This window comes from Geobacter pickeringii (genome assembly GCF_000817955.1).
In the GTDB taxonomy this organism is placed as follows: domain Bacteria; phylum Desulfobacterota; class Desulfuromonadia; order Geobacterales; family Geobacteraceae; genus Geobacter; species Geobacter pickeringii.
Genome location: NZ_CP009788.1, coordinates 1,631,571 through 1,647,919, shown reverse-complemented (window position 1 = coordinate 1,647,919; position 16,349 = coordinate 1,631,571). Strand labels below are relative to the sequence as shown.

Below are 16,349 nucleotides of genomic sequence, written 5' to 3'. Positions count from 1 at the left end.
GCTAACCGATCTGTTCGCTCAAGTAGGAGGGTACGCCCATCTGCTTCAGTTGGTCGAGCTGCGCTTCGAGCAGGTCGATATGCCCCTCTTCCTCCCGCAGTATCGATTCGAGCAGTTCCCGCGTACCATTGTCCCCCACCTCCACCGCCAGACGGATACTCTCGTTATACCCCCGGATGGCCGCCTCCTCAGCCGCATGGTCATTCTCGTGCATCCGGGGGATCTCGGCGCCGATATGAATTCTGTTGAGATTGCTGACGATCGGCTTCCCCTCCAGGAAGAGGATGCGGGCGATCAACTTCTCGGCATGCTTCATCTCGTCGATGGAGCGCTTCCTGATCATGGCGTGGAGCCGCTCATACCCCCAGTTTTCACACATCTCGGCATGGACGAAGTACTGATTGACGGCGGTCAGTTCCTCGGCAAGACGCATATTCAGGTGCTCGATGATCTTTTCGTTCCCTTTCATGAATATCCTCCCTTCACCGGTCCGTAGCATTAAAGAACAGTCCGGACGGACGGTTCTTTCCGTAAAGTGAAGCAGAGACTGCCCAAAGGTCAAGAAAAGGAATTGGAGGAGCGGGCACAGAAAAATCTCGTCCCACGAAACGGAGGGGGGAAAAATCGGCACCACTTAAAATCAACGAGCGGAAGAGGCTGGAGGGGGAATGGTGATCACGCCGAAAGGACACTCGGTGACACACCGGCCACACCGCGTACAGCAGCCGGTGGAGATAACGGACGCACACTTTCTCGTGCCCGCCGTCTCAAGGCTGACAAAACGGTTCGGACACGCCGCCACGCAGCGTCCGCAGCCTTTGCAACGGGTGGAATCGATCTCTATCATGGTGGTCCATCCTGAGTATTCGAAGATCCGTCACGTACCGCTTCGATAATACCAGAATCCCTCCATACAAAAAAAGCCCCCGATCGGCGATTCCGACCGGGGGCTCTCGACAGTGCAGCGGGGGAGAATTCCCCCAACAGTCACTTACTTGTACTCAGGCATTTCGTCGAACTGGAGGTACTTGTAAATTGCCTCTTTCTTCGGCTCGATCTTCTCCTTGTAGAGCTGGAGATACTCGGCAGGAGTCGGGAGCTTGCCGAGATTGGTGCAGACCGCGCCGAGCTCGGCGGAACCGAGGAACACCTTGGCACCGTCGCCTATCCGGTCATCGAAGTTCCGGGTGGAGGTGGAGAAGACGGTGACGCCGTCGGGGACGCGGGCCTGGTTCCCCATGCAGAGGGAGCAGCCGGCGATTTCGATGCGGGCACCGGCGGCGCTGAAGACCGAGAAGTACGCCTCGTCCTTGAGCTGCTGCTGATCCATGCGGGTCGGCGGGCAGATCCAGGTCCTGACGGCGGGGTTGAACTTCTGCCCCCTCCAGATCTCGGCGGCGGCGCGGAAGTGGCCGATGTTGGTCATGCAGGAACCGAGGAAGACGTCATTGATGGTGGTGCCGGCAACCTCGGAGAGCAGCTTCACGTCATCCGGGTCGTTGGGGCAGGCAAGGATCGGTTCGGTGATCTCGGCGAGATCGATCTCGATCACGTCGGCATAGGCGCCGGTTTCGGCGGCGTTCTTGTCGGCCTCAAGAAGTTCCGGCTTGGCAAGCCATGCGTTGACGGCATCGATGCGGCTCTGGAGAGTCTGGGCATCCTGATAGCCATCCTTGATCATCTGCTTCATCAGGGCCACGTTGGAGCGGAGGTAGGTGGCCACGCTCTCCTTGGAGAGCTGGATGCAACCGGCAGCGGCAGAGCGCTCGGCGGCGGCGTCGGTCAGTTCGAAGGCCTGCTCGACGGTCAGGTCGGGAAGTCCTTCCATCTCGAGGATACGGCCGTTGAAGATGTTGATCTTGTTCTTCTTGGGCACGGTCAGCTTGCCCTGCTTGATGGCCCAGAACGGGATGGCGTTGACCACGTCACGCAGGGTGATGCCGGGGTTCAGTTTCCCCTTGAAGCGGACCAGGACCGATTCCGGCATATCGAGGGGCATGAAGCCCATGGCACCGGCGAAGGCAACGAGGCCAGAACCGGCCGGGAAAGAAATCCCGATGGGGAAACGGGTGTGGGAGTCGCCGCCAGTACCGACGGTATCGGGGAGGAGGAGGCGGTTCAGCCAGGAGTGGATAACGCCGTCGCCCGGCTTGAGGGGAACGCCGCCCCGCTCGATGATGAAGCCGGGAAGGGTCTTGTGCATCTTCACGTCGGCCGGCTTCGGATAGGCGGCGGTGTGGCAGAAGGACTGCATGAACATCGGGGCCAAGAACTTGAGGCAGGCCAGTTCCTTGAGCTCGTCGGCGGTCATGGGTCCGGTGGTGTCCTGGGAACCGACGGTGGTCATCTTCGGCTCGCAGGCGGTGCCGGGGAGGACGCCGGCAACGCCGCAGGCCTTGCCGACCATCTTCTGGGCCAGGGAGTAGCCCTGACTAGCCTTGGGCTCGGGGTTTACCGGCTTGGTGAAGACGTCGATATCGCCGAGGCCAAGGGCCTTGCGGGCCTTCTCGGTGATGGCGCGGCCGATGATAAGCGGGATCCGGCCACCGGCACGGAACTCGTCGGCAATGGTGTTGGGGGAGAGCTTGAAGGTGGAGATGACCTCACCGACAGCATTGGCAATCTCACCCTTTTTGGTGTTAATGGTGATTACGTCGCCATCGTTCAGCTTGGTGACGTCTGCCTTGATGGGGAGCGCGCCGGAATCTTGGGCGGTGTTGAAGAAGATCGGGGCGATGACGCCGCCGATGATGACGCCGGCGGTCTTCTTGTTGGGGACGGCCGGAATATCCTGCCCCATATGCCAGAGGACCGAGTTGCAGGCAGATTTACGGGAAGAGCCGGTGCCAACGACATCGCCGACGAAGGCCACCTGATGGCCGGCGGCACGCCACTCGGCGATATCCTTCAGGCGATTCGGGAAGCGGGTCTTGCCCATGGCAAGGGCGTGCAGGGGGATGTCCGGGCGACTCCAGGCGTCGCCAGCGGGCGAGAAGTCGTCGGTGTTGATCTCTCCTTCCACCTTGAAGACCTTGACCTTGATGGTTTCGGGGACGCCGGGACGGTTGGTGAACCACTCGGCGTTGGCCCAGGACTCCAGGACTTTCTTGGCGGCGGCATTGCCCTTGCTGAGTTCCACCACCTGATCGAAGCCGTCGTACACGAGGGTCAGCCCCGTGAGGGCCTTGGCAGCCTCTTCAGTCAGCTCGGCATCCTTCAGCGCCTCCACCAGCGGACCCACATTGTAACCGCCGATCATGGTGCCGAGGATGCGAATGGCGTCCACTTTCGATACGAGCGGCGATTTTTTGCTCCCCTTGACGATTTCGGCCAGAAACGCAGCCTTCACCTTGGCAGCGGGGTCGACGCCGGGGGATACGCGCTCCTTCAGCAGGTTGAGCAGAAACTCTTCCTTGCCGGCAGGCGGATTTCCAAGCAGATTGCACAGCTCGGCGGTCTGCTCGGGGTTGAGCGGAAGCGCCGGGATTCCCTGCGCCTTGCGCTCGGCTTCGTGGGCGAGATAGGCTTCGATCATGGTACGTATCCTCCTCTGAATTTACTGCCTTAATTGATCGTCATTTCGAGATGTTGACACTACGGAGAGACTGCGGAAAATGGATACTGTATACAATTTTCACGGTCGAATGTCAATTGCTTATGTGGGATGAAAAAAGCGGTGAGGAGGAACGAACGGGTGGAGGGAAAGGAGGCGGGGGCGGGAATAGTCCGCCCCTCAGGAGATCAGCGATTATCGGAGTGAAGCCGTGAAGCTATCCCCTCGGGGTTGAGGGAAACCTCGTCCTGGCTCCCGGCGTCCATATTCTTGAGCGCGGCGCTCTTTTTCGCCAGTTCGTCGCCGCCGATAATGAGAGTGAAACGGGCGTTGAACTTGTCGGCACGACGCATCTGACTCTTGAGGCTCTTCCCCTCATAGTCCATCTCGACGGTGAACCCGAGACGCTGCAGAGAGCTCATGAGGAGGAAAGCCTCGTCCTGGGCCTCGTCACCGAGGGCGGCGATAAAGAGATCGGGGCGCCGGGCAAAAGTCTGTTCCTTCAGGAGCAGCGCCACCCGCTCGACCCCCATGGCAAAGCCGATGCCGGGGATCCGGGGACCACCGAGATCGGAGATGAGGCCGTCGTACCGACCTCCCGCAGCCACGGCGCTCTGGGAACCCAGAAGACCGGTCACCAGCTCGAAGGTGGTTCGGGTGTAATAGTCAAGCCCCCGGACCATCCGGTCGTTGATCGCATAGGGAGTCCCGGCCCGGTCCAGATGGCGGCGCGTGGCCGCAAAATGGCCGTCGCACTCCGGACAGAGATGATCGAGCATGGCCGGCGCATCGGCCGTCGCCTCCTTGCAGTGGGCCGACTTGCAGTCGAGCGCCCGCAGGGGGTTGGTCTCGTAGCGCCGATTGCAGTCGTCGCAGAGGTGATCGAGCCGTTCCCGCAGGAAGCCTTTCAGTGCCTCGCGGTAGGCGGGGCGACACGCCGGGCAGCCGAGGGAATTGATCTGCAGTGACGGCTCCGTAAGTCCCAGCTCGGCAAAGAAGTGGCAGAGCATGGTGAGAACCTGGGCATCGATCTTCGGATCGGTGACACCGGTCACCTCGGCCCCGATCTGGTGGAACTGGCGGTAGCGCCCCTTTTGGGGACGCTCGTAACGGAACATCGGACCGATATAGTAGAGCTTCGCCACCGGATCCTGGGCATACAGCTTGTGCTCAATGTAGGCGCGCATGACGCTCGCCGTCCCCTCGGGGCGCATGGTTACGGCATTCTCGCCCTTGTCGACGAAGGAATACATCTCCTTCTCCACGATGTCGGTGGTGTCGCCGATGGAACGACAGAAAAGCTCGGTCTTTTCAAGGATGGGAATTCGTATCTCGGAAAGCCCGTAGCAGCCGAAAACGCGGCGGGCCGTTGCTTCTATGTGCTGCCAGGTCTCGACCTCGCCGGGGAGAATATCGTTAAACCCCTTGATACCGGTGATCATGTATTACCTACTCCTTCATTGCATAATGGCAGAATCCAGTACTAACGGATAGCGGTAGCCCGGAACACGCAGTTCTTGCCCTTCTCTTTTCCCTGATACATTGCCTGGTCGGCGAGCTCCAGCAGTTCGAGCTTGGACTGAGTATCGACGGGGTAACAAGCGTAGCCCAGGCTTGCGGTGAGCTTCACACCGAGGTCAACGTCGGTGAGAAAGGTGTGCCCTTCGATGGAGCGACGGATTCTCTCGGCGACGGTGGCGGCCCCCCTCTCGCCAGTCTCGACGAGGATAATGGTGAACTCGTCGCCACCGTAGCGAATGACAATGTCCACTTCACGCACCGATTTCTTGAGCAGTTGCCCCACCTCGTTGAGAACCTTGCTCCCCATCAGGTGGCCGTGGGTATCGTTCACTCTCTTGAAATGGTCCAGATCGATGAAGATCATCGAAACCGTCGCGCCGAACCGGTCGGCCCGCTTCAGTTCCCGGTCGAGGGAAATATCGAGATACCGGTAGTTGAAGAGCCCCGTGAGCTCGTCAATGTAGAGCATGTCCCGGGCATTGGCGTAACGGGCAGCATTGTCGATGGCAAGCGACGACTGCTCCAGCAGGAAGTGGATGCTCTTCTGCTTGAATCGGGAAGGAAACGGCACCCCAACTTCGTTGAAGAGTGCCACGGCCCCCTGGACGAATGTCTTCGAGTAGATGAAAAGAAACACCCCACCGGTCAGCCCCGTTTTCCTCAGGGTTTCTCCCTCGGAGAAGAGAAGGGGGTCCAGTTGCCTGATCCCGTTGCCGTCAGCCGGCAGTTCGCCGCAGCGCGGGAGGAGTATCTCGGCAAGCTGCTGTGCCTCGGCCGTGGAAAATCCCCGGTTTTCCTTGAGGTTCAGCAGATTGTTCTTCTCGGGAAAGAGACCGATGGCCCGACAGCCTCCGACCTCCTTCATCAGCGCGTCGACCACCACGGCCGAGAGCCGATCGAGATCGAGACAGTTGGCGATGCTCTGTCCCACCTGGAAGAGGTTCAGCAGTTCACGCAGCTCGAAATTCTCGTTGATCAGGCGGCGCTGTTCGAAACAGAGGGCGACCGTATGCTTGAATTCTTCGTGGTTGAATGGTTTGAGAATGTAATCCCGCGCCCCGTTTTTGAGGGCGAAAACGGCCGTTTCCAGGTTGGCATGGCCGGTGACGAGGATCACGTCGACCGTGGGGGACTGCTGCTTTACCCGCGAGAGGACTTCGAGCCCGTTCATCCCCGGCATGACCAGATCGGTAATGATGAGCTGGTACTCGTCCTGCGCCAGGAGGTCGAGCGCTTCGGCACCGGAGGTGACGGTCGTGACCTCGTATCCTTCCTCCACAAGGAGATCGGCATACATCTGTCGAAAAAAGCGGTCGTCTTCGACAACGAGTATCCGTTCCATGGGGAAAGACTCCTGACGGTGGTGGGCGGAATAGCTTCCGCATTTGTTTTAGACTATCAGATAATCGTCGGTATTTGTCAATGGAAATGCCCGTGCGCGGCGGTACGGACCGTCTCGCTGCGTCCGTCGCTCTCCACCTCGATGGTCCCGTCGCGGTCGGTGCGATAGACGGCGATCCGGCGTCGTTCGAGGCGTTCCAGGGTCTGTGCCGACGGCAGGCCGAAACTGTTCCGCTTCCCTGCCGAGATGAGCGCCACACGGGGTGATGCGGCATCAAGGAATTCCTCGGACGAAGAATGCCGACTGCCGTGATGGGGAACCTTGAGAACGGTACAGCGAAGCCTCGCCGGAGCGGCCAGCAGGCGTGCCTCCGTCGACCGGCCGATATCGCCGGTCAGGAGCACCGCCGTCGAACCATAGGAGAGGCGAAGGACCAGCGACTCCTCGTTGGCATCCTCCCCACCTCCCCCTCCCGCCGGCCAGAGCGCCTCCACCGTCACGCCCCCCACCGTGAGCGCCGGAGAGGAGGCATCGACCCGGCGGACCGGAACGCCCCGGTCCGCCAGGAGCCACTTGAGCCGCCCGTAGTCCGCTCCGCCGGACCAGGTGCCGCTCTCCCAGAACTCGCCGATCGGAAACGAAGCCGCCACGGCCGTCAATCCTTTCATATGATCCGGATGGGGATGGGTCATGACGATGTAATCAATTCCGTCGACACCCATGGTCCAGAGGGCGGGAGCCAGGAGGCGCTCCCCCACATCCATCCCTCCCTCGTAAAGACTCCCCCCGCCGTCCACCAGCATCCGCTTGCCATTGGGAAACGTCACGAGGGTCGACTCCCCCTGTCCCACGCTCAGAAACGTGAGGACGAGCCTGCCGGTGCCGGCGCTGGCAGGAAGATGAAAGAGGAGCAGCACGGCAACCGTTGCACCGCACAGCACTCGCCGCATCCTTTCGCCTGAAACGATGGTCAGCACCGTGAGGCAGAGATAGAAAAGAGCCAATTCGCCGAGGGATACGCTCCTGAGCGGTACGAGGGGAATCCGCGCCATGAAGACAATGATTGTATCGGAGATCCGCACCATCGCTGCGGCGAGCCATAACAGCGCCGTTGCGGCGCCAGGGAAAAGGGGGACGAGAGGGAGCGCGGCGAAGCCGGCAATGACGGCCCCGTACCCAAGAAGCGGCACGATGAGGAAATTGGCGGCAATGCCGGCGAGCGACGCCCGGTGAAAGGTGTGCGCCACCGGCAGAAGGGTCACGACCGTTGCCGCAACCGATGCGACGAGAAAGAGAATGAGCTTCCCGGCCACCTTGTTCTCGACGGCGCGAAACGGCTGCATGAGCACGGGAGGAAGCACCACGAGTCCCCAGAGCGCCAGGAACGAAAGCTGGAACGAGAGGTCGAAGAGATCCTGCGGAAAGCACGCGAGAATGGCGAATGCCGCCAGGACGAGGGTGTCGAGGGGGTTGCTCTCGCGTTCCAGAAGGAGAGCGACGGTAAAGGCGGCCAGCATGACCACCGACCGGACCGTGGCAGGGGCTGCTCCGCTCAGGAAGAGGTAAAAGACGATCGGCGGCAGGGTCGCCACCAGTGCAAGCCGGCGGAGGTTGCAGTAGAGAGCGCACCGCTCGGACAGGGCGAGAAGCCGGAACAGCAGCTGGTAGAGGACGATGCCGATGACGCCGACATGAAAACCGGAGATGGACAGGATGTGGTTCACCCCGGCCCGGGCGTAGGCGTCATTGGTGACATTGGAAACGGATCCCCGGTCGCCGATGAGAAGCGCCTTGAGGACTCCCCCCTCCCGGGGAAAGCGGTCGTCGATGAAGGTGCCGAGCCTCACTGCCGCCCCGTCGAACCAGCGTTGGACCGAAAAAGCGGTCCGTTCCCGCATCAGGACGATCCGGTTCGCCTGCGGGACAAAGGCGGTGGCAAACACGCTGCGGTAGGCCAGATGGCGGCGATAGTCGAACTCGCCCGGAAGGCCGTAATTCTCGGGCTGCCGCAGCCGAGCCGAAAACCTGATCCGGTCGCCGGAGAGAAAGGTCGTCCGCCCCTCTTTCACGAAAAGGAGGAGTCGCCCCGTTGCCCGGCGCTCCTGGGTGCCCGAAACGATGCGCTCCGCCTGGAGGAAAATCCGCTCCCCGGCATCGGCTCCCTCAGGACGGCTGTCGACAACCCCTTCCACGATGACCGGCTCGGGAGTGATCTGTTTGACGATGTGATCCGCGGGGAGATCGGGGGTGAGAAACGGCTTGAGCGCCACGCTCCCCCAGGTGAAGAAGAACAGCGTGAGGACGAGGGCAAAGGGGATCCGGCTGCGGAGAAAGAGCGTCGCCCCGGCGGCTGCCAGGGCTGCCCAGAATACCGGTTCGGGGAGTTCAACGGCCAGATGATGGGCGGCACACAACCCCGCGATCATCCCTCCCAGGAGGAGCAGCAGAGGGCTTCGCGTCACCCTCCCCGCCCCTAGTTGCCGCCGCGAAGCCGGCTCAGCATCCCGTTCAGGGTGTTCTCGAACTCGGCGCGGCTCACCGGAGCCTGGGGATTGCCGGTCAGGCCGACGACGGCGAGGAAATCGGCAGGGGAGCTCTTTCGCTTCACGATCTCAACGACGTCCACCCCACCCATGGGAGGGAGGACGAGCTTGAGGAGATGACGCCCTTCCCTCAGGCGCATGGTGCCGAGGTCGTACCAGGCGAGAAACGGTTTGCCGGGGCGCTCGAACCGCCTGCCGTCAAGGTCCATGATGACCGGCTCCCCCAGTAGCCGCACCCGAAGGTCGTACACGCCGGTCGCATCGAGCACCAGCGGAACCTCGATGACGGCGCCGCCGGCCCCGGCCCGGACCCACTGCGGCGGGGTGAAGGGGCCGAGGAAGGTGGCCGTGGTGACGGCGGCACCGACGGGAAGCCGTGCCACACCATGGGCGGCGATTGTCCGGCTCCCCACCCCCTTATCCATCGGCAGTTTCCGTTCGGCGCCGAGGAGCGCGGCAAACACCTCGGCCATCTCTCCCCAGGTCAGAGGAGCATCGGGGCGCCAGCCGGCCAGCGGCTCCACCGGAGGGAGGTCGTCGGCAGCCAGCGCGAACCAGTCGACCCCCCCCTCGGGGGGGAGCTGGACGGTAATGATCTGGGTCCCCGCCTTGAGCGGGATCCGTCCCGCCACTGCCTCCCGAAACGCTCCCCCCGTGCTGACCGGGAGCTCCCTGCCGCCGGCCTGCCAGATCTGGCCATCGCCACGGGAGCTCACCTTCAGTTGGTACTCTCCGTCACGGGGGAGAAAGACGGTGAATTTGACCGTCGTCGCGACGGCGAGGCCGCTCACCCATCCCCTGCCGGAGAAAGGGCCGTAGAGCGGATAATTCTTCACGGAGACGCTGTCACCTTCCGCATCATAGACATCCTCAGCCTCGAAGCGGTATTGGCGCCTGCCGCCAAGGATCGTCTGGTAGTCGGACGGCTTCGGTTCGGCAGGGAGCCCCTTTTCCAGCCCCAGCTCCTTGACGAGCCTCATCGCCAGCTCACCCTGCGTCACGGCGGGCTGTTCCTTGTCGGCGGCAGCCACCGGTACCGCGAACGCGGCCACGGCAAGCGAAAGGCTCACCATCGTCATCGCCATAGAACGAAGCTTACCCACCAGATCGACCATCGGCACCATCCCCCGTAACCCAGCGAAAAATATGATAGATCGCTTATACCACAGCTTTCTCCCATTTGCCAAATGGCAATTGGGTGCTATACGTATTGGGATTACGCAATTAATCGCTCTTTCCTGCACCACTTCTCCCCCGATCTCGTGGAGACATCATTTGAGTCAGCCACTTCGCGTGCTCATAATCGAAGACTCGGAAGACGACTGTTTTCTCCTCGTCCGGGCACTCAAGCGGGAATTCGACGTGACGTACGAGCGGGTCGACACCTCCGCCGCGCTGCGTGACGCCCTGCGGGCAGGCAAATGGGACGTCATCCTCTCCGACTACTTCATGCCCCAGTTCGACGCCCCGGCGGCCCTGGCAATTCTGCAGGAAGAGGAGCAGGACCTTCCCTTCATCATCGTCTCGGGGAAGATCGGCGAGCTCGAGGCCGTCCGGGCGATGAAGGGGGGAGCCCACGACTACGTCATGAAGGGGGACCAGGCCCGCCTGATTCCCGCGATCCGGCGCGAGCTGCGGGAAGCCGCCATCCGCGAGGAGCGCCGCAAGGCCGACCTCGACCTCCGCGAGCAGCTCCACTTCAGACAGGCACTCATCGACTCGATTCCCACCCCGATTTTCTTCAAAAACCCCGTCGGCATTTTCCTCGGCTGCAACAAGGCGTTCGAAGCATTCTCCGGCCTCGATCAAAGCCAGATCGTCGGCAGAACCATCTTCGACATCGCCCCGGGCTCCCTTGCCGAGAACTTCGAGGAGTCGGACCGCGAACTTTTTCTGCGCGGCGGCACCCAAATCTACGAAAGCTCCATATCGTTCGCCGACCGCGCCATCCACGACGTGATCTTCTACAAGGCCACGTTCCAGAACGTCGACAACTCCCTCGGCGGCCTTGTCGGCACCATTCTCGACATCACCGAGCGGAAGCAGACCGAGGAAAAGCTCCGCTACATGAGCACCCACGACGCCCTGACCGGCCTTTACAACCGCGCCTACTTCCAGGAAGAGATGGAACGGCTCGAGCAGGGGCGCCAGTTCCCCGTCAGCATCGTCATCGCCGATGTCGACCGCCTCAAGTATGTCAACGACACCCTGGGGCATGCCGCCGGTGACGAGCTGATCATCAGCGCGGCACTTGTCCTCAAGGGGGCTTTCCGCGCCGAAGACGTGGTTGCCCGCATCGGCGGAGACGAATTCGCGGTACTCCTCCCCAGTGCCGACACGGCGGCGGTGGACGAAGCGCTCCACCGGTTGTCCACCAGACTCGGCTCGCGCAACGGGTCCGACGACCAGTTGACGCTGAGCATGTCATTCGGCGTGGCAACCGCCGTCAAGGGGGAACGCCTCGAAGAGACTCTCAAGCTGGCAGACAAGCGGATGTACCATGACAAATCGACCAAGAGTTGCATCCCTGCCGAGGGGAGCGGAATATCCTTTCCTCAACCATGACCCCCCCCTGCCCACACCCCCACGGTGTGAGCGTCCGTTGTCCGGCAGTGCCGTCGCAACCTCTCGCTCCATGCCTCGTGGGGTCATCGAGCCGGTGAACCAGAAATTTCGTGCTCAACTTACCAGCCGGAATGCCGATGAATAGAATTGAAACAAAATTCCCCACGCGGTGTGCTTGCAACCGTGGACCTCGAGGAGAGGCCAGGCGGCGCGCCAAGCCTCCACGGAGCAGCATGATGATTCTCCCTCCCCTCCGCGCTCTCATCATTGACGACTCTCCGCTTGACGCAGAGCTGGTCATGCGGGAGCTGCGCAAAGGATTCACCCTCACCGTAGCCCGCATCGACTCACCCGAATCACTGGCCGACGCCCTGGCCACCGGCGAGTGGGATATTGCCATCTCGGATTACGTCATGCCCCGCTTCAGCGGCCTTGACGCCATCGCCATGCTGCGGGAAAAACAGTACGACATCCCGATCATGGTCTGTTCGGGGAAAGTGGGAGAGGACGCCGCCGTAGAGACTATGCGGGCGGGGGCCAACGACTATATCCTCAAGGACAACCTGGCCCGGCTTCTGCCGGCCATCAGACGGGAGCTTTCGGAGGCCAGGATGCGCCGGGAACGGGAGGCTGACGAACGCCGCAGCAGGGAACTTTCCGAGGCTATGGCCGCCGCCAGTCTCCGTTTTCTGGAGACCGGCAGCATCTGCCGAATGGCTCAGGTACTCGTCGATCGCTGCGTAACCCTTACCACGTCATCATTCGGCTTTCTGTATGACCTGCGCCCTAACGGTGATGCCCGGATTCTTGCCGTTTCCGCAACCTCCTCCCTGGCCGCCGGCAATTGCCGCTGCTTTACCGAGCTGGACGGTCCCATCGAAAACGAAACCGGCCATGTGGTCGCCCGTAACGACTGCCTGCTGTTCGCGCCGGTCATCGACGAGCAGACCATCCTCTGCAACGACTTTGACGCCGGCACCCATCGCCTCTGTCTCCAGGAGCACTCACGCCGCCGGATCAGCTCGTTCCTCGGCACCCCCCTGAAGGTTGGCGGTAAGGTGGTGGGAGTGATCGGTCTCGCCAACAAGCCGGGAGGGTTCACCGAGCGGGAGCGGAGAGAACTGGAAACCTTCGCCCAGACCGCGGCCCTGGCACTGCACAGTGCCCGGGCGGAACTGGAGCACAAACAGGCCATGGAGCAGCTGCGCCAGGCCCAGAAGATGGAAGCGGTCGGCCAGCTGGCCGGCGGCATCGCCCACGACTTCAACAACCTGCTCACGGTGATCAACGGCTACAGCACCCTGCTGCTCCATGAAATGCCCTCCGACGACCCGTACCGCCCCGAAGTGGAGCACATCCTCCAGGCGGGTGAGCGCGCCGCCGACCTGACCCACCAGCTGCTGGCCTTCAGCCGCCGCCAGATTCTCGAGCCGAAGGTTATCAACATCAACCACTTGGTCAAGAACATCGAAAAGATGCTGAAGCGGCTGATCCGGGAAAACGTGATCCTCAACACCCGCCTTGCCGATGAAATCGGCATGGTGAAGGCAGACCCGGGACAAGTTGAACAGATCATCATGAACCTGGTGGTAAACGCCCGCGACGCCATGGAAAACGGCGGCATCGTCACCATCGAGACCGGCGAGGCCGTGTTCGACGACCTTTTTGTGGCGGAAAACCGGGGTGCCCTGGCCGGCAATTACGTGATGCTCGCCGTCCACGACAACGGCATCGGCATGTCGGAGGAGATAAAGCGGAAGATTTTCGAGCCGTTCTTTACCACCAAGGCCCAGGGACGGGGGACGGGGCTGGGCCTGGCGACGGTGTACGGCATCGTGAAGCAGAGCGGCGGCTATATCCAGGTGCTGAGCGAATCCGGCAAGGGTTCGTCGTTCCGGGTATTCCTCCCCCGTGAAGAGGCGGCGGCCGATGCGGCGGGGGCGCGCTCCCGGCACGAGGGGCCGCGGGGCTCGGAAACGATTCTCGTGGTGGAAGACGAGGTCGGCGTGCTCAATCTGGCCGCCCGCACCCTGAGAAGCCGGGGTTACAACGTGCTCCAGGCCGGCTCGCCGGAGAGCGCCGTAGAGATCTTCCGCCAGAACCGCGACCGGATCGATCTGGTTCTCTCCGACGTGGTCATGCCGGACAAGAGCGGACCGAAACTGGCCGCTGAGTTCCGAGAGCAGTCACCCGGCCTCAAGGTCATGTTCATGTCCGGCTATACCGAAGAGAGCATCGTGCCCCAGGAGATCGCCCACGACCGCACGGCCTTCATCCTGAAGCCCTTCAGCCCCGATGATCTGGCGGGGAGAGTGCGCGAACTTCTCGGCAGCCGGGCCGGCTAATGATGTTTTACCGAATGCACTCCAGGGAGGAGATCACGTGCAGACGACGATCCTGACAGTCGATGACGAGGAGATGATCCGGGAACTCCTCGTCACCGCCCTATCCCGCGAGGGGTACCGATGCTTCCAGGCCGGCAGCTCCGAGGAGGCACGGACCGTGCTCAACGCCGCCAAAGTGGACCTCGTGCTGCTCGACATCATGATGCCGGGTCGTTCCGGCGTCGACGTTCTCAAGGACATCAAGGCACTGAACAGCGAGATCGTGGTGCTCATGGTCACCGCGATCAGCGACATGGAAACCGCCATGCGTTGTATCCACCTGGGGGCCGACGACTATATCCTCAAGCCCTTCGATATCGAACGGGTGCTTCTCACCATCCGCAATTCGCTGGAAAAACAGCGCCTGCTGGTGGAAAACCGGGAATATCAGGCAAACCTGGAACGAAAAGTCGAGGAACAGACCGGCCAGATCCGAATGGCCATGGAAGAGCTGAACCAGACCTACGATCACACCCTGACCGCCCTCGTCAGGGCCCTCGACGCGCGGGAAAAAGAGACCGGCTCCCATTCGGAGCGGGTGATGAACTACACCATTCTACTGGCGGAGATGATGGGGATCGCGGAGCCGGAACTCGGCATCATGGCCCGGGGGGCGCTGCTGCACGACATCGGCAAGATCGGCATTTCGGACAACATTCTCCTCAAACCGGCTCGACTGGATGACGCGGAATGGATCGAGATGAAACGCCATCCGCAACTCGGCTACGACATCCTCTCGGGGATCAGGTTCCTCAAAGGAGCGGCGGAAATGGTCTACGCCCACCACGAACGGTTCGACGGCACTGGCTATCCGAATCGCCTTGCCGGGAGCAGCATCCCGCTCGGCTCCCGGATTTTCGCCCTTGTCGACACCCTCGACGCCATGACGTCGGACCGCCCCTACCGCAAGGCACTTCCCTTCGAGGCGGTGACTGACGAGATCAAACGATGCACCGGGAGCCAGTTCGACCCGGACATCGCCCGGATCTTCCGGTCCATTTCCCGCGCCCAGTGGGAAGATGCCGGCAAATACCGTTTCAACGGCCGGTAGCTCTCCAACCGCACCAATCAAAACAAAAAAGGGGCTGCCCACCAAGGACAGCCCCTTTCTCATAACCGCACGGCTTCGCGGGGACCGTGTTATTCCTCTTCCTCTTCTCCATACTCGTCGACGCCGAACGCTTCATCGTACCCCATATCTTCGGCCCCCTCGGCATCGTCCAGTTCATCGGCGAGATACTGCTCGGGGGAACGGAGGTCGTCCTCGGCGATCGCTTCGAACTTTGCAATCAAATCCCCCTTGGTGCAGTAGCGGCCGTCACGGTGGCCACAGGCGTCCGAGGCTCCCTCGCAGAGGTCGAACAATTGAATTTCCGTGCAGAGTCTCTGCTGTTTTGCGTTCTCTTCCATGAAAACCTCACTCGATGCCAATAAAGAGATTGACGGGAATCAGTTCCCGTTGACGAACTCCATCGCCTTGTTGACGTCATTGCTGCACCCGATGAAGACCGGAGCCCGCTGGTCCAGGGAATGGGGTTCGATGTCAAGAATCGGGTTTTTGCCGTCGGTGGCCGCCCCGCCGGCATTCTCGATCAGATACGCCATGGCGTTCAGCTCGAAAAGAACGCGCAGCTTGCCGTTGGGCGAACCGTTGAGGGCCGGATACATGAAGATCCCCTTCCCCTTCATGAGCACCTGGTTGATGTCGGGGACAAACCCGCCGGAGTAGCGGAGCTTTGCCCCCTTGTCCTCGAGGTAGCGGACGAACTTCTCGGTTCCCGCAGGGTACTTGTTACGCAGCCCCCCCGGAGCGTAGATGTCGCCTTCGGGCTTCATGGTGACGTTCTCGCGGCTGAGGGTGTACTCCATGAGGTGGTTCATCGTGAACTCGTGAACCCCTTTCCCGACGGAGTACACCAGGGAGACCCGCGGTCCGTAGAGGATGTACATCGCAGCGACCTGGTTGCGTCCCTTCTGGAGCAGATTGCACCCCTCGTAGATCGAGACGATGGTTCCCACCGCCAGATTAACGTCGACGAGCGACGAACCGTCGAGGGGGTCGTAGGCCACCGAGTAAAGGCCGTCGGCATCGGCCTGGGCCTGGAAGATCTCGTCCATCTCCTCGGAGGCGATGTTGCAGACGACCCCCGAATGAATGAGCCGCTTCCTGATGATCCGGTCCGAGAGCACGTCGAGGGCAAGCTGCTCCTCGCCGTAGAGATTCGAGGTACCCGCCACGCCGAGATCGCCGGTCCGCACCGCGTTGATCACGTACTTGCTCGCCTCGGCGATCTCGCAGATCAGATGGACAAGGTTGTCACTGATATCCTGATCGCGCAGATGGCGGCGCAGGTCCACCTGGAATTTCGTTTTGCCCGGCTCAGACATCGGCATGCTCATCCTCCTGTGGCATAGGTAATTAAACGATCAAACAGTCAGAG

At 61.6% G+C, this 16,349-nt stretch carries 12 protein-coding genes; 3 read left to right on the top strand and 9 right to left on the bottom strand.

Annotation, left to right across the window (positions count from 1 at the left end):
- Position 1 precedes the first annotated feature (1 nt).
- The 7 genes from bfr to GPICK_RS07385 all read right to left on the bottom strand — a co-directional run bounded on the left by bfr (position 2) and on the right by GPICK_RS07385 (position 10,083).
- Positions 2 to 469, bottom strand: coding sequence for a bacterioferritin (gene bfr / locus GPICK_RS07410; protein WP_039741790.1), 468 nt, complete (start codon positions 467 to 469; stop codon positions 2 to 4).
- Between the two features lie 171 nt (positions 470 to 640).
- Positions 641 to 847, bottom strand: coding sequence for a 4Fe-4S binding protein (locus GPICK_RS16945; RefSeq protein WP_084201370.1), 207 nt, complete (start codon positions 845 to 847; stop codon positions 641 to 643).
- A gap of 144 nt (positions 848 to 991) precedes the next feature.
- Positions 992 to 3,535 (bottom strand): bifunctional aconitate hydratase 2/2-methylisocitrate dehydratase, encoded by a 2,544-nt coding sequence (gene acnB, locus GPICK_RS07405; RefSeq protein ID WP_039741789.1) that lies wholly within the window; start codon positions 3,533 to 3,535, stop codon positions 992 to 994.
- 206 nt (positions 3,536 to 3,741) lie between these two features.
- Positions 3,742 to 4,995 (bottom strand): histidine--tRNA ligase, encoded by a 1,254-nt coding sequence (gene hisS, locus GPICK_RS07400; RefSeq protein ID WP_039741787.1) that lies wholly within the window; start codon positions 4,993 to 4,995, stop codon positions 3,742 to 3,744.
- A 41-nt stretch (positions 4,996 to 5,036) separates the two neighbouring features.
- Positions 5,037 to 6,416: a GGDEF domain-containing response regulator gene (locus GPICK_RS07395; RefSeq protein ID WP_039741785.1), complete on the bottom strand. Its 1,380-nt coding sequence runs from the start codon at positions 6,414 to 6,416 to the stop codon at positions 5,037 to 5,039.
- 77 nt (positions 6,417 to 6,493) lie between these two features.
- On the bottom strand, positions 6,494 to 8,878 hold the full coding sequence (locus GPICK_RS07390) for a DNA internalization-related competence protein ComEC/Rec2 (protein WP_039741782.1): 2,385 nt from the start codon (positions 8,876 to 8,878) through the stop codon (positions 6,494 to 6,496).
- 11 nt (positions 8,879 to 8,889) lie between these two features.
- Entirely contained in the window at positions 8,890 to 10,083 is a 1,194-nt protein-coding gene (locus GPICK_RS07385; RefSeq protein ID WP_236685675.1) for a carbohydrate-binding protein, read from the bottom strand.
- Between the two features lie 169 nt (positions 10,084 to 10,252).
- Here GPICK_RS07385 and GPICK_RS07380 point away from each other — a divergent pair, with 169 nt between their 5' ends.
- The 3 genes from GPICK_RS07380 to GPICK_RS07370 all read left to right on the top strand — a co-directional run bounded on the left by GPICK_RS07380 (position 10,253) and on the right by GPICK_RS07370 (position 14,959).
- Positions 10,253 to 11,524 (top strand): GGDEF domain-containing response regulator, encoded by a 1,272-nt coding sequence (locus GPICK_RS07380; protein ID WP_236685674.1) that lies wholly within the window; start codon positions 10,253 to 10,255, stop codon positions 11,522 to 11,524.
- A 233-nt stretch (positions 11,525 to 11,757) separates the two neighbouring features.
- The gene (locus GPICK_RS07375) at positions 11,758 to 13,869 is read left to right on the top strand and encodes a response regulator (protein ID WP_236685673.1); all 2,112 of its coding nucleotides are present in this window, start codon (positions 11,758 to 11,760) and stop codon (positions 13,867 to 13,869) included.
- A 37-nt stretch (positions 13,870 to 13,906) separates the two neighbouring features.
- Positions 13,907 to 14,959: an HD domain-containing phosphohydrolase gene (locus tag GPICK_RS07370; RefSeq protein WP_039741776.1), complete on the top strand. Its 1,053-nt coding sequence runs from the start codon at positions 13,907 to 13,909 to the stop codon at positions 14,957 to 14,959.
- 89 nt (positions 14,960 to 15,048) lie between these two features.
- Here the strand turns inward: GPICK_RS07370 and GPICK_RS07365 are convergent, their stop codons facing one another.
- Positions 15,049 to 15,318: a hypothetical protein gene (locus GPICK_RS07365; RefSeq protein WP_039741774.1), complete on the bottom strand. Its 270-nt coding sequence runs from the start codon at positions 15,316 to 15,318 to the stop codon at positions 15,049 to 15,051.
- 39 nt (positions 15,319 to 15,357) lie between these two features.
- Positions 15,358 to 16,302 carry a class 1 fructose-bisphosphatase gene (locus tag GPICK_RS07360; protein ID WP_039741772.1) on the bottom strand — a complete coding sequence of 315 codons (945 nt, stop codon included), beginning with the start codon at positions 16,300 to 16,302 and terminating at the stop codon, positions 15,358 to 15,360.
- Between the last annotated feature and the right edge of the window lie 47 nt (positions 16,303 to 16,349).

Excerpts from the sequence above, each read along its gene's own strand:
- bfr (WP_039741790.1), bottom strand. The coding sequence starts at position 469 with ATGAAAGGGAACGAAAAGATCATCGAGCACCTGAATATGCGTCTTGCC.
- GPICK_RS16945 (WP_084201370.1), bottom strand. The coding sequence starts at position 847 with ATGATAGAGATCGATTCCACCCGTTGCAAAGGCTGCGGACGCTGCGTG.
- acnB (WP_039741789.1), bottom strand. The coding sequence starts at position 3,535 with ATGATCGAAGCCTATCTCGCCCACGAAGCCGAGCGCAAGGCGCAGGGA.
- hisS (WP_039741787.1), bottom strand. The coding sequence starts at position 4,995 with ATGATCACCGGTATCAAGGGGTTTAACGATATTCTCCCCGGCGAGGTC.
- GPICK_RS07365 (WP_039741774.1), bottom strand. The coding sequence starts at position 15,318 with ATGGAAGAGAACGCAAAACAGCAGAGACTCTGCACGGAAATTCAATTG.
- GPICK_RS07395 (WP_039741785.1), bottom strand. The coding sequence starts at position 6,416 with ATGGAACGGATACTCGTTGTCGAAGACGACCGCTTTTTTCGACAGATG.
- GPICK_RS07360 (WP_039741772.1), bottom strand. The coding sequence starts at position 16,302 with ATGCCGATGTCTGAGCCGGGCAAAACGAAATTCCAGGTGGACCTGCGC.
- GPICK_RS07385 (WP_236685675.1), bottom strand. The coding sequence starts at position 10,083 with ATGGTGCCGATGGTCGATCTGGTGGGTAAGCTTCGTTCTATGGCGATG.
- GPICK_RS07375 (WP_236685673.1), top strand. The coding sequence starts at position 11,758 with ATGATGATTCTCCCTCCCCTCCGCGCTCTCATCATTGACGACTCTCCG.